The sequence below is a fragment of the Shewanella colwelliana ATCC 39565 genome, assembly GCF_000518705.1.
Classification (GTDB): domain Bacteria; phylum Pseudomonadota; class Gammaproteobacteria; order Enterobacterales; family Shewanellaceae; genus Shewanella; species Shewanella colwelliana.
In genome coordinates this window covers 368,783-381,378 of the sequence record NZ_JAEC01000004.1, presented here as the reverse complement: position 1 = coordinate 381,378, position 12,596 = coordinate 368,783, and the positions used below count along the sequence as shown (strand labels likewise).

At 45.4% G+C, this 12,596-nt stretch carries 13 protein-coding genes; all 13 read left to right on the top strand.

The window, feature by feature from the left end; genetic code table 11:
- The 13 genes from cysE (at window position 1) to L876_RS0101690 (ending at window position 12,553) form a co-directional block, all read left to right on the top strand.
- Window positions 1-822, top strand: coding sequence for a serine O-acetyltransferase (cysE, locus tag L876_RS0101750; protein WP_028762214.1), 822 nt, complete (start codon window positions 1-3; stop codon window positions 820-822).
- Window positions 823-1,016: 194 nt separating this feature from the next.
- Window positions 1,017-1,478 (top strand): Fe-S cluster assembly transcriptional regulator IscR, encoded by a 462-nt coding sequence (iscR, locus tag L876_RS0101745; RefSeq protein WP_028762213.1) that lies wholly within the window; start codon window positions 1,017-1,019, stop codon window positions 1,476-1,478.
- Between the two features lie 82 nt (window positions 1,479-1,560).
- Entirely contained in the window at window positions 1,561-2,775 is a 1,215-nt protein-coding gene (locus tag L876_RS0101740; RefSeq protein ID WP_028762212.1) for an IscS subfamily cysteine desulfurase, read from the top strand.
- Window positions 2,776-2,813: 38 nt separating this feature from the next.
- Complete coding sequence (iscU, locus tag L876_RS0101735; protein WP_028762211.1) at window positions 2,814-3,197, top strand: Fe-S cluster assembly scaffold IscU; 384 nt, start codon at window positions 2,814-2,816, stop codon at window positions 3,195-3,197.
- A 14-nt stretch (window positions 3,198-3,211) separates the two neighbouring features.
- Window positions 3,212-3,535 carry an iron-sulfur cluster assembly protein IscA gene (gene iscA / locus L876_RS0101730; protein WP_028762210.1) on the top strand — a complete coding sequence of 108 codons (324 nt, stop codon included), beginning with the start codon at window positions 3,212-3,214 and terminating at the stop codon, window positions 3,533-3,535.
- 17 nt (window positions 3,536-3,552) lie between these two features.
- On the top strand, window positions 3,553-4,074 hold the full coding sequence (gene hscB, locus L876_RS0101725) for a co-chaperone HscB (RefSeq protein ID WP_028762209.1): 522 nt from the start codon (window positions 3,553-3,555) through the stop codon (window positions 4,072-4,074).
- Window positions 4,075-4,136: 62 nt separating this feature from the next.
- Complete coding sequence (gene hscA, locus L876_RS0101720) at window positions 4,137-5,999, top strand: Fe-S protein assembly chaperone HscA (RefSeq protein WP_028762208.1); 1,863 nt, start codon at window positions 4,137-4,139, stop codon at window positions 5,997-5,999.
- An 8-nt stretch (window positions 6,000-6,007) separates the two neighbouring features.
- The gene (gene fdx / locus L876_RS0101715) at window positions 6,008-6,343 is read left to right on the top strand and encodes an ISC system 2Fe-2S type ferredoxin (RefSeq protein WP_028762207.1); all 336 of its coding nucleotides are present in this window, start codon (window positions 6,008-6,010) and stop codon (window positions 6,341-6,343) included.
- A gap of 104 nt (window positions 6,344-6,447) precedes the next feature.
- Window positions 6,448-6,639: a Fe-S cluster assembly protein IscX gene (iscX, locus tag L876_RS0101710; RefSeq protein ID WP_028762206.1), complete on the top strand. Its 192-nt coding sequence runs from the start codon at window positions 6,448-6,450 to the stop codon at window positions 6,637-6,639.
- Window positions 6,640-6,817: 178 nt separating this feature from the next.
- A complete protein-coding gene (gene ndk, locus L876_RS0101705) occupies window positions 6,818-7,249 on the top strand; it encodes a nucleoside-diphosphate kinase (RefSeq protein WP_028762205.1) in 432 nt (143 codons plus the stop codon).
- A gap of 111 nt (window positions 7,250-7,360) precedes the next feature.
- Window positions 7,361-8,491: a 4-phosphoerythronate dehydrogenase gene (locus tag L876_RS0101700; RefSeq protein ID WP_028762204.1), complete on the top strand. Its 1,131-nt coding sequence runs from the start codon at window positions 7,361-7,363 to the stop codon at window positions 8,489-8,491.
- A gap of 2 nt (window positions 8,492-8,493) precedes the next feature.
- Window positions 8,494-9,510: an aspartate-semialdehyde dehydrogenase gene (locus tag L876_RS0101695; protein WP_028762203.1), complete on the top strand. Its 1,017-nt coding sequence runs from the start codon at window positions 8,494-8,496 to the stop codon at window positions 9,508-9,510.
- A 190-nt stretch (window positions 9,511-9,700) separates the two neighbouring features.
- Window positions 9,701-12,553, top strand: a complete 2,853-nt coding sequence (locus tag L876_RS0101690; protein WP_028762202.1) for a FimV/HubP family polar landmark protein — start codon at window positions 9,701-9,703, stop codon at window positions 12,551-12,553.
- Window positions 12,554-12,596 lie beyond the last annotated feature (43 nt).

The window sequence follows — 12,596 nt, the reverse complement described above, 5'->3', positions numbered from 1 at the left end:
ATGGGCGTAATCTCCAGAATCAAAGATGACATCGAATCCATCTATCACAGAGATCCTGCGGCAAATGGCACGCTAGAGATATTGCTTAATTACCCCGGTATGCAAGCAATATGGATACATAGGGTCAGTCATAAACTCTGGAAGCGCAAATGGTGCTTAACTGCGCGAGTGATATCAACTTTTTCACGCTGGTTAACTGGGGTGGAGATCCACCCTGGAGCAACCATTGGTGATCGCTTTTTTATCGACCATGGAATGGGTGTGGTGATTGGTGAAACTGCTGAGATCGGTAATGATTGTACTCTATATCACGGTGTAACGTTAGGCGGCACCACGTGGCAGGCTGGCAAACGGCATCCGACGTTAGGCAATAATGTTGTGGTGGGGGCTGGCGCTCAAATCTTGGGACCTATCACTATGCATGATGGTGCTCGAGTCGGCTCCAATTCGGTGGTAGTTAAAGAAGTTCCCAAAGACACCACGGTTGTGGGGATCCCTGCTCGCGTAGTGGCGAAACCCAGTGAACAGTCTAAAGAACATGCTCAGCGCCGCACTGAAATGGCAAAGAAGTATGGCTTCGATGCTTATGCGGTATCACCAGATAACCCTGATCCCGTTGCCAATGCTATTGGTCAGATGTTAGATCATATGCACCTAATGGACTCGAAGGTACAAGAGGTTTGCCAAGCAGTCCAAAGCATGGGCGGCAGTGTGTGCACCGAACGTTTACCAGAGCTTGAAGTCGACGAGTTTAGCGATGTAGAACAAGCCGCCGCTGAAAAGCGTCAACATGCAATAGATGAGTTCGATCCCATTATTTAATAAATAGTGAGATTAATTGCGCTTTGACATTGAATCTTGCCAGTGAAACAGGTTAAATACCCCACCAAAGAAACAGGGTATTTACTGTTTCGCAATCACCATTAATACCTGACTAAATTGCTTGGTTTTATACTTGACTAAATTACTCAAGTATGGTCCAATTGGCTTAAGCATTTTTGAGAGCAGTGGTAGCTATGAAACTTACTTCTAAAGGTCGGTATGCAGTAACAGCAATGTTAGATGTTGCAATGCATTCTACATCTGGCCCAGTCCCCTTAGCTGACATCTCCGAGCGTCAGGGAATCTCTCTTTCCTATCTTGAACAACTTTTTGCTAAATTAAGAAAACATGGATTAGTCTCTAGTGTCAGAGGTCCTGGTGGTGGATATCGCCTTGGATATGATGCGGGTGAGATCTCTGTAGGCATGGTTGTTAGAGCCGTTGATGAGTCAGTTGATGCGACGCGCTGTCAAGGTTTAGGTAATTGCCAGAGTGGAACGCGTTGTTTAACGCATTCATTATGGGGCGATTTGAGTAAACAAATTTCAGATTTTTTAAATGGCATTAGTCTAGCGGGATTGATGAATAAACGTGATGTGCAGTTTATTTCAGTTAAGCAAGATAAAATGCAACAGGAACAAAGAGTAACAGCATAAGTTAACTTTGTTATTAAACTAATTTTTAATATTTGTACGTGGTAAGCAGTCAATCCTAGGACTGCTAAGTACGGAGTGTGAGATGAAGCTTCCTATTTATTTAGATTATGCTGCAACAACGCCAGTCGATCCTCGTGTTGCAGAGAAAATGATGCAATGTATGACAATGGACGGGATTTTTGGTAATCCAGCATCGCGTTCGCACCGTTACGGTTGGCAAGCTGAAGAGGCTGTTGACATCGCTCGTAATCAAGTTGCTGAGCTGATTAATGCCGATCCTCGAGAGATTGTGTTCACCTCAGGTGCGACCGAATCAGATAACCTAGCAATTAAAGGTGTTGCCCATTTTTACCATAAAAAGGGTAAGCACATCATCACCAGTAAAACTGAGCACAAGGCAGTACTTGATACGTGCCGTCAACTTGAGCGCGAAGGTTACGAAGTTACCTATCTTGTGCCTGGTGCTAACGGCATTATCCCGCTGGCAGATATTGAAGCGGCAATGCGTGAAGACACTATTTTGTTGAGCTTAATGCATGTTAACAATGAAATTGGTGTGATCCACGATATCGATGCCATCGGCGAGTTATGCCGAGCAAAGAAAGTGATTTTCCATGTTGATGCGGCGCAAAGTGTTGGTAAGTTGCCTGTCGATGTTCAGCAGACAAAAGTCGATTTGATGTCTATCTCTGCTCATAAGATGTACGGCCCTAAGGGGATTGGCGCACTGTATGTTAGTCGTAAGCCACGTATTCGCTTAGAAGCGACAATGCACGGTGGTGGACATGAGCGGGGAATGCGCAGTGGTACCTTAGCAACTCATCAAATTGTGGGTATGGGTGAAGCGGCTGCTATTGCTAAAACCGATATGGAAATCGATAACGCTCGTATTCGTCGTCTACGTGACAGATTATGGGATGGTATCAAGCATATTGAAGAAACCTACATTAATGGTGATGCAGAGCAAAGATATTGCGGTAGCCTTAATGTGAGCTTTAACTTTGTTGAAGGTGAATCCTTGATGATGGCACTAAAAGATCTTGCCGTATCATCAGGTTCTGCATGTACGTCGGCGAGTTTAGAGCCTAGTTATGTACTGCGAGCGTTAGGATTGAATGATGAGATGGCACACAGTTCCATTCGATTCTCGATCGGCCGCTTTACCACAGAAGAAGAAATTGATCATGCGATAGAGACCATTACTAAGTCTATTGGTCACTTAAGGGAGATGTCTCCATTATGGGAGATGTTTAAAGATGGCGTTGACCTTTCTAAGGTTCAATGGGCACATCATTAATCCGGCTAATAAACGAATAGAGCGATTGGAGCAGAATCATGGCTTACAGTGAAAAAGTAATAGATCATTATGAGAACCCGCGTAACGTAGGTTCATTTGACAAGAACGACTCATCAGTTGTGACCGGAATGGTTGGTGCGCCAGCTTGTGGTGACGTGATGAAGCTACAACTAAAAATTGATGCAAATGGTATCATTGAAGATGCAAAGTTCAAGACTTACGGCTGTGGCAGTGCGATTGCATCAAGCTCTTTAGTTACAGAGTGGGTTAAAGGCAAGACCATCGAAGAAGCACAAGCGATTAAGAATACGGATATTGCGGAAGAACTTGCTTTACCGCCTGTTAAAATCCACTGCTCTATTTTGGCAGAAGATGCGATTAAAGCAGCGTTAGAAGACTACAAGTCAAAGCACGACAAGTAATATTCGGAGTTAATATGGCAATAACGATGACTCCAGCGGCTGCCGAGCGAGTAAAAAGCTTTTTGGTTAGCCGCGGGAAGGGTATTGGATTACGTTTAGGGTTAAGAACCTCTGGCTGTTCAGGCATGGCTTACGTGCTAGAATTTGTCGATGATCTGAATGCCGATGATGAAGTCTTTGATATCGAAGATGTGAAAATCATCATTGATGCTAAGAGCTTCGTATATCTTCAGGGAATTGAGTTAGATTTTATTAAAGAAGGTCTTAACGAAGGTTTCCAGTTCAATAACCCTAACGCAAAAGGGGAGTGTGGCTGCGGCGAAAGCTTTACAGTCTAACTACCGAATCTAAATACATGAACTATTTTGAGTTGTTTAGTTTTTTGCCTGAATATGATCTTGATACCGCCTTGTTGGCAGAGCGCTACCGCGATCTGCAGCGGGCGGTGCATCCTGATAAATTTGCCAACGCGAGTGAGCAAGATAAACGCATAGCGGTTCAGCGCGCGGCTCAGGTTAATGATGGATATAACACCTTAAAACATCCCATTCTACGTGCTGAACATATCTTGAGCCTCAAAGGCTTTGATTTGAGTCATGAATCCACAACGGTTAAAGACACCCAGTTTTTAATGCAGCAGATGGAATGGCGAGAATCGCTTGAGGATATCACTGACAGCGATGCTCCTGAGGAGCATATCGAACAGTTACACCACTCTTTTTCAGACTACACGGCTCAAATAAAATCGCAGATGAGTAAACTCATCGACAGCGATAGTGAGCAAGATCTGCTAAACGTTGCGGATATGATACGTAAACTGAAATTTATGGCAAAATTACAAGATGAACTCGCTAGGGCAGAAGACGCTCTTTTTTAGAGGCAATCAATTGTTGACTGGCTCAATCTTGATTGGGCCTTTATTTTTTAAGTTGGATAGATATGGCACTTTTGCAAATTGCTGAACCCGGACAAAGCGCGGCTCCTCATCAACATCGATTAGCGGTGGGTATCGATTTAGGGACCACCAATTCATTAGTGGCTGCTGTACGAAGTGGCGTTGCTGACACCTTACCCAACGAAAATGCAGTCCATGCCATTCCCTCGGTTGTTCGCTACAGCGAGCAGTTGGTGCAGGTAGGTGTGGATGCTGAGCATTTTTCAGCTCAAGATCCGCTTAATACTATCGTTTCGGTCAAGCGATTTATGGGCAGAAGCCTAACCGATATTCAGGCTAAAGAGCAGTCATTACCGTATCATTTCTCTGCCAGTGAAAACGGGTTGCCACTGTTTAACACAGCTGGTGGTCAAGTTAATCCTATCCAGGTCTCGGCAGAAATATTAAAGCCACTTGTAGAACGCGCCGAAAAAACATTAGGTGGGTCACTCGAGGGCGTAGTGATCACGGTTCCTGCTTATTTTGATGACGCACAGCGCCAAGGTACAAAAGATGCTGCTGGCTTGTTGGGCATTAAAGTCTTGCGTTTACTTAACGAGCCGACGGCGGCAGCAATTGCTTATGGTTTAGACTCTGGACAAGAGGGGATTATTGCCATCTACGATTTAGGTGGTGGAACCTTTGATATCTCAATATTACGCTTGAATAAAGGCGTGTTTGAGGTGATGGCCACTGGTGGTGACTCCGCACTTGGTGGAGATGACTTTGATCATGTGTTGGCAGAGTATTTACAAAGCGCTTGGCATTTAAGCGACTTAACGGCTCAAGAACAGCGCGCATTATTGATTGAGTCACGCCGGGTAAAAGAAGCATTAACTGATGACACAGCGGTTACAGCCTCATTGGTGTTAACCAACGGGCAAACGTTTGAGTGCAGTGTCGATAAAGATAAATTCGACGAGATCATCACGCCGTTAGTGAAAAAAACGATGGCGAGTTGCCGCCGAGCGCTACGTGATGCAGGTATAGCCGCCGATGAAGTTCTAGAAACCGTTATGGTGGGTGGTTCTACTCGCGTACCACTTGTACGCGATAGCGTGGCTAAACTCTTTGGTCGTACGCCATTGACGTCGATTGATCCCGATCGTGTTGTTGCGATTGGTGCAGCGATTCAAGCTGATATTTTAGTGGGGAATAAGCCCGAGTCCGATCTGCTGCTTCTTGATGTTATTCCGCTCTCTTTAGGTATTGAAACCATGGGGGGCTTGATAGAAAAGGTGGTTTCACGTAACACCACTATTCCCGTTGCCCGCGCTCAAGAGTTTACGACCTTTAAAGATGGGCAAACCGCGATGGCTTTTCATGTTGTGCAAGGCGAACGAGAGTTGGTCTCCGATTGCCGCTCATTGGCGCGCTTTACATTAAAAGGTATCCCTCCCATGGCAGCTGGTGCTGCGCATATTCGAGTCACTTTTCAGGTTGATGCTGACGGATTATTGAGTGTGACAGCGATGGAGAAGTCATCTGGCGTGCAGGCGACGATTCAAGTTAAACCGTCGTTTGGTTTAACCGATCAAGAGATCGGCACTATGCTAAAAGACTCCATGGCGAATGCCAAAGAAGATATTGAACGACGTATGCTCGCAGAGCAACAGGTTGAAGCCGCACGGGTATTAGAATCATTGTCAGCCGCATTAGGTAAAGACAGTGAGTTACTGTCCCAAAAAGAAGCTGCATTGATTGAACAGGGAATGGCGCATCTTGCTCAAACCGCTGCACAAAATGATGTCAGCGCAATCGAGAAAGCCATAGAGGCGCTTGATGAGGCGAGTCAATCCTTTGCTGCGAAACGTATGGATAACTCTATTAGGTTGGCCTTTAAAGGTCAGTCTGTTGATAATATATAGGTAACGATATGCCACAAATAGTTTTTTTACCCCATGAAGAGTTGTGTCCAGATGGGGCTGTCGTGGAAGCTCAGCAAGGCGAAACGGTATTAGACGTTGCGCTACGAAGTGGTATCCATATTGAACATGCTTGTGAAAAGTCATGTGCTTGTACCACATGCCATGTGATCATCCGTGAAGGGTTTGATGAGCTTGAACCCAGTGATGAGCTAGAAGATGATATGCTTGATAAAGCTTGGGGCTTAGAGCCTGAAAGTCGCTTATCGTGTCAATCTCGTGTACCAGATTGTGACTTAGTGGTCGATATTCCGAAATATACCATCAATATGGTCAGCGAAGGTTAATTCAACCTTGCCGATAAAAAGCCAGTCTTTATGACTGGCTTTTTTGTGTGTTTTACAGCGCTAACAACTATGCTCATGGGTATCAAATTAACCCTGAGGTTGTTATGAAATGGATTGATTCGCTCGATATCGCATTATGTTTGCTAGAAACGTTTCCTGATGTAGATCCCCAGCAGGTTCTTTTTACCGATCTGTTTGATTGGGTCATTGCATTAGAGGGGTTTGACGATGATCCTGAACATTGTAATGAGCGTATTTTAGAGGCAATCCAAAGCCATTGGATTGAAGAGTATTAGGCCAATTTTAGTGATAGGGCTGGCTGTGGGTGATGATTGTTCGTGCAAGATCCCATATCGCCAACAGTGTAATGAGAGGAAAGTCTCATTCATCTTTCTATAAAGGTAGGTTTTTGCCGTTAAATTTCGTATAATCCGCGCGAATTTTTTTAAACCTGTTTATTAAAGGAAGCTAGACATGGCTATCGAACGTACTTTTTCTATCATCAAGCCTGATGCAGTTGCTAAAAACAACATTGGCGCTATCTATAACCGTTTTGAAACAGCTGGCCTTAAAATCATCGCTTCTAAAATGGTTCACTTAAGCCAAGAGCAAGCTGAAGGTTTCTACGCTGAGCATAGCGAGCGTCCTTTCTTCGGTGCACTTGTTGCTTTCATGACTTCAGGTCCTATCATGGTTCAAGTTCTAGAAGGCGAAAACGCTGTTCTAGCTCACCGTGATATTCTTGGTGCAACTAACCCAGCTGAAGCTGCTCCTGGTACTATCCGTGCAGATTTCGCAGAAAGCATCGATGAGAATGCGGCACACGGTTCAGATTCTGTTGCTTCTGCTGAACGTGAAGTTGCTTACTTCTTCAGCACTGAAGAGCTTTGCCCACGTACTCGTTAATTTGAGTATGTTGCATAGCACATCAAAAGGAGCCGTTAGGCTCCTTTTTTGTGTCTATAGATTAAGGTAAAGTCACATCATTGTTTATTTTGTCTAGAGTAAAATCACCCAATGAAAATCGTTGCCGATGAAAACATGCCGTATGTCGATGCCCTGTTTGGGGATCTCGGAGAGATTATTCGCGTCGATGGTCGTAGTCTTCAAGCACAGCAACTGAGTGATATTGATGTGTTGTTGGTGCGGTCAGTCACCAAAGTAAACGCCGGTTTGTTAGCCAGTTGCAAAAACCTTCAGTTTGTTGGGACGGCGACCATTGGTATGGATCATATCGATACCCAGTACCTTGATAGCCGTGAAATTGGTTACGCCAATGCACCTGGTTGCAATGCAACGGCCGTGGGAGAATATGCGTTTATCGCCATGTTAGAGCTAGCTCGGCGTTTTTCTGAGCCATTAAAGGACAAAGTTGTAGGCATTGTTGGCGCAGGAAATACGGGCAGTGCTGTGCAAAAGTGCCTCGAAGCTTATGGTGTCAAAACCTTGTTGCATGACCCTTTTGTTGCGCAATCTGCCGATCCACGAGCCTTTGTTAGCCTTGATAGGTTAGTTGAGCTATGTGATGTGATCTCATTACATGTGCCATTAACAAAAACAGGCACGCATCCTACCTGGTACCTGTTCGACGAAAAGCGCCTGGCTTCATTAAAGTCAGGTACATGGCTGCTTAATTGCTGCCGCGGAGAGGTGATAGATAATCGCGCTTTGATTGCACTAAAGCGTCAGAGAGAGGATATTAAGCTAGTGCTCGACGTGTGGGAAGGTGAACCCCATCCCATGCCAGAACTTGTCCCGCTCACAGAGATCGCCACGCCCCATATTGCTGGTTACAGTTTAGAGGGCAAAGCGAGAGGGACATTTATGCTTTATCAGGCACTAATGGCGCGGTTGGATAAAAGTGGCGATAAGTCAATGGATAGCTTGTTGCCAGCGCTTTGGAGTCATGCCGTTACCTTGAATGAACAACCAGAGGAAAAAGGGTTATTGACCTTGTCACGGTTGGTTTATGATCTGCGTGATGACGATGAATTATTTAGGCAAAGATTCCTAAATAACAATGGGTTTGATCTTATGAGAAAAAATCACAAGCACAGGCGTGAATTTAGCGCCTTAACGCTAGCCAACAATGCGTGTTCTGATGTAGATTGGTTGTCCAATATAGGTTTTTCAGGAGTCGGTCTGTAATTATGTCGCAGGAATATAACGTAGTCGTATTAGGTGCATCGGGTGCCGTGGGTCAAACTATGATTGAGATCCTTGAAGAGCGCAATTTCCCGGTAGCGAATTTGTACCCATTAGCCAGCAGTCGCAGTGCAGGAGATACGGTCACATTCCACGGTAAACAGGTTGAGATCCTTGATGTTGATACGTTTGATTGGTCACAAGCCCAAATCGGCTTTTTCTCTGCAGGTGGTGATGTATCGGCTAAATGGGCACCTATTGCAGCAGAGCACGGCTGTGTGGTGATCGATAATACTTCACACTTTAGGTATGACATTGACGTGCCACTAGTCGTTCCAGAGGTAAACCCTCAGGCGATTGCGGATTTCAGAAACCGCAATATAATCGCTAATCCAAACTGCTCAACTATTCAGATGCTTGTTGCTCTGAAACCAATTTATGATGCCTTTGGTATTTCACGTATCAATGTGGCGACTTATCAGTCGGTATCAGGTTCAGGTAAACAAGCGATTGAAGAACTCGCGAACCAATGTTCTAAGCTACTGCAAGGCTTACCCGTTGAGCCTAAAGCGTATTCTAAGCAGATTGCGTTTAACGTGTTGCCACAAATCGATGTGTTTATGGAGAACGGCTACACTAAAGAAGAGATGAAGATGGTATGGGAAACCCAAAAAATATTTGGCGATGACCAAATTGTGGTTAATCCGACGGCGGTACGTGTACCTGTTTTTTATGGGCATTCAGAGGCTGTACATCTAGAAACGATTCAGCCGGCTGATGCTGAGGATGTGAAGGCGGTGTTACGTGACGCGCCGGGCATTGAACTGTTTGAGTCTGATGAAGAATATCCAACAGCCGTCACCGATTCGGCGGGTAGCGATCCTGTTTATGTGGGACGTGTGCGTAAAGATATCTCTCATGACAATGGCATTAACTTATGGGTTGTCTCTGATAACATTAGAAAAGGTGCAGCGCTTAATAGTGTGCAAATCGCTGAAGTTTTAATTAGAGATTATTATTAACGCCAGTCGCTATAATGTTAATTCGTTGAAAAAGCCTGCTTAATGCAGGCTTTTTTTGTTTTATCAGTTGTTTTTGAATTGTGAATAGTAGCAGGGCACCCATTTCTGGTTTATAGTAATCTCAATAAATACAATTGCCTAAAGCATGCTGTAAAAACACGGCATTACATCGCTTGAAAGGGAAGAAAGGATGAACTTTCGTACATCGCATCTTGTTGGAATTATTGCCAGCGCATTAGTCATTTTAACCTCAACGACGGGCTTATTGTCTGCCGCTGAGCCATTGAAAATCACAGGGCCTGATGGTGAGAGCCGTCAGGTCTTGCGCCAATATGGCCCGACAACTGCCGCGGACACCTTTTGGAGCATAGCTCAAAAAACGCGTCCAGATGCCAGTGTCTCCATTTATCAAGTGATGGCCGCTATTTATGATGCTAACCCTCATGCGTTTTCAAGCGACAACTATAACAGCTTAGAGCGTGGCATGATTTTGTTGATCCCTGCTAAAGAGGTGATGCAAGCAATTCCCAATAGTTTGGCTAAGCAGCAAGCTCAGCAGAGTGACAAAGGTTGGAAGCAAACAGCCAAAAGCCCGGTGGCAAAAGCGGATAATGCCAAGCCTATTCCGGTACCTGAAGCAGTAGTCAATACTCCAGCTTTACCTACGGTCAGTGTTCAAATGCAGCAGCAGGTTGAAGAACTGACGGCCAAGCTTGAAGCGGAACAAGCAAAAAGCTTATCGTTGACCGATGAATTAGCCCGTGCACAAGATAAATTAGACCTTAATAATAATGACGCCAATCAGCTTCAAGGGCGTATTGATGAGTTAACGGCTAAGGTGGCCGAGTTAGAAGAAGCATTACTGATTCAAAAAGAGCAAAAGGCAGTATTGACGTCAGAGTTCGAGGCGTTACGTCAAGAAAAAACCATGGCTCAGGAAGTTGTGGAGCCGCCAAGTGATGATTGGCAAACCATGATGAGCAACCCGCTCTATTTAGCTGTTGCTGCTGCAATCCCGGCATTTTTACTACTAATGGGTATTTGGTTTGCGCTGAGACGTCGAAGTGATAAGCAGGCAAATCAAGCGGGTGAAACAGAGAAGCCGATTGCAGAACCGGCACCTATCAGTGAGGCCAACGAACAGCCTGTTGATGAAGCGTCTGCGATGGCCGTTCACCTTGATACTGAGGATGAATCAGACTCTTTGGATTCATTGATGAGTGTTGATGCCAGTCAATTGGCACCTGAAGCCGACTTAACCGATGACTCTGACCAACTTGATATGGCCCAAGATATGGTCATTGAAGCCGATGAGCCTGCCGAGGATGTTGCTGATGAGGAAGGTCAATCTCTCGATGATCTTTGGGCTGAGGCGATGGGTGAGCAAGAGGAGGATGAGCTTAACGCCAACCAAGAAGATGATTTAGATTCATTATTAGCCGATCTTGATACGCCAGCCGAAGCGGTCGACTCGTCAGCTGAACAAGAAGATGATCTCGACTCGCTATTGGCAGACCTTGATACTCCTGCCGAAAAGCCGAGTACAGCTGCTGAGTCTGAAGATGATTTAGATTCATTATTGGCAGATTTTGACAGCCAGGATACACCTGAAGCCACTGATGACACGGATCTTGATGCGCTGTTGAATGATTTAGACAGGCCCCAAGATAGCAGTGAAGAAACGGCTGTAGAGAGTGAAGCACAAGAGGAAGATTTGGATGCGTTGCTGGCTGAATTTGATCTCCCTAAAATGTCTGAAGCGGCCGCCGATGAGCAAACGGATGAAGATTTAAGTGAGTCGATTGCGGCAGAACTTGATGACCAATCAGAGACATCAGATGAACAGGCTGATCTCGACAGCTTATTGGCTGAGTTTGAAAGTACCGAGATCCCTGCGAGCGACGATAAATCGGCGCTAAGTAGTGATACAGATAATGAAGATCTGAGTGAACAAATTGCCGCTGAATTAGATGCACAACCGAGTGTGTCAGACAGTGATGCCGTCGAGGATCTTGATCAGCTTTTGGCAGAGTTTGAAACGCCAACTGAATCAGAAAGTCACCCGCCTGAAGCAGACAGTGAAGATATTAGCGAGTTAATCGCCGCTGAACTTGATGCTGAAATCGAAGCTGATGTTGTATCGGATGACGATCTGGATAGTTTACTCGCTGATCTGGAACAACCAGCCACTGAACCTGCCACCGAAGCTGATGATACCAGTGAAGTCGTTGAAGCCGACGTAAGTGAAATATCCTCAGATGAAGCTGCTAGCGATGATGAGCTTGATACCTTGTTGGCCGACCTTGACAAGGTTGATACGCCACAGAGCAGCGAAGCCGAGTCTGACGCGCCACTTGAGGCTGATGATGTTGTAGAAGTGGATCTTGCGGGCAGCTCTGATGATGTAGCGTTAGATGCACTATTAGCCGACTTAGAATCTGCAGATGGCGGTGCAGACAAATCCGCGCGTGACTCTGGATTCTTTAACGACTTAAAAGGCAGTAAGCGTGCAGATGAAAATGTGCTTGAGTGGGACAGTGCTGCAATGGGCGATTTGGCACTCGACACGGATACCAAAGCGGTTAGCCATGCGGATGCTGATGACGCAGATGATGAACTATCGCTAAATATAGAAGATGATGACAACCTAACTGTTGATCAAGCTCTGGCCGCGTTAGATGCTCAGGAGCTGAAGAAGCAGCCTGCGCGCGCCGTTAATGAACATGACTTAACTGCCTTTCAACAGGATAATGGCTTTATCGATATCGATAGGTTACTCAACGACGCCGATGAAGATGTGGCTGATGTAGATCAGTATAAAGAGCTCGATGTCGACATGGGAGAACTCGATGACCTAATGGGAAGCGCATCGATGGTGGATGTGGACGACGAGGAGAATTCGGTGAATGCCAAATTAGATCTCGCACGTGCTTACATTGAAATTGATGACGTTGACAGCGCAAAAGCGCTACTAAAAGAGGTCGAACTTGATGGTAATGACCGCCAACAGGAAGAGGCTCAAGGGCTATTGAAGGAGCTTTGAGTCGAGGTTTCTCAAAAAAACGGCGCTAAGGCGCCGTTTTTTA

Coding starts and splice junctions, on each gene's coding strand:
- iscR (WP_028762213.1), top strand. CDS start 1,017: ATGAAACTTACTTCTAAAGGTCGGTATGCAGTAACAGCAATGTTAGAT.
- cysE (WP_028762214.1), top strand. CDS start 1: ATGGGCGTAATCTCCAGAATCAAAGATGACATCGAATCCATCTATCAC.
- hscB (WP_028762209.1), top strand. CDS start 3,553: ATGAACTATTTTGAGTTGTTTAGTTTTTTGCCTGAATATGATCTTGAT.
- iscU (WP_028762211.1), top strand. CDS start 2,814: ATGGCTTACAGTGAAAAAGTAATAGATCATTATGAGAACCCGCGTAAC.
- L876_RS0101740 (WP_028762212.1), top strand. CDS start 1,561: ATGAAGCTTCCTATTTATTTAGATTATGCTGCAACAACGCCAGTCGAT.
- L876_RS0101690 (WP_028762202.1), top strand. CDS start 9,701: ATGAACTTTCGTACATCGCATCTTGTTGGAATTATTGCCAGCGCATTA.
- iscX (WP_028762206.1), top strand. CDS start 6,448: ATGAAATGGATTGATTCGCTCGATATCGCATTATGTTTGCTAGAAACG.
- fdx (WP_028762207.1), top strand. CDS start 6,008: ATGCCACAAATAGTTTTTTTACCCCATGAAGAGTTGTGTCCAGATGGG.
- hscA (WP_028762208.1), top strand. CDS start 4,137: ATGGCACTTTTGCAAATTGCTGAACCCGGACAAAGCGCGGCTCCTCAT.
- ndk (WP_028762205.1), top strand. CDS start 6,818: ATGGCTATCGAACGTACTTTTTCTATCATCAAGCCTGATGCAGTTGCT.
- L876_RS0101695 (WP_028762203.1), top strand. CDS start 8,494: ATGTCGCAGGAATATAACGTAGTCGTATTAGGTGCATCGGGTGCCGTG.
- L876_RS0101700 (WP_028762204.1), top strand. CDS start 7,361: ATGAAAATCGTTGCCGATGAAAACATGCCGTATGTCGATGCCCTGTTT.
- iscA (WP_028762210.1), top strand. CDS start 3,212: ATGGCAATAACGATGACTCCAGCGGCTGCCGAGCGAGTAAAAAGCTTT.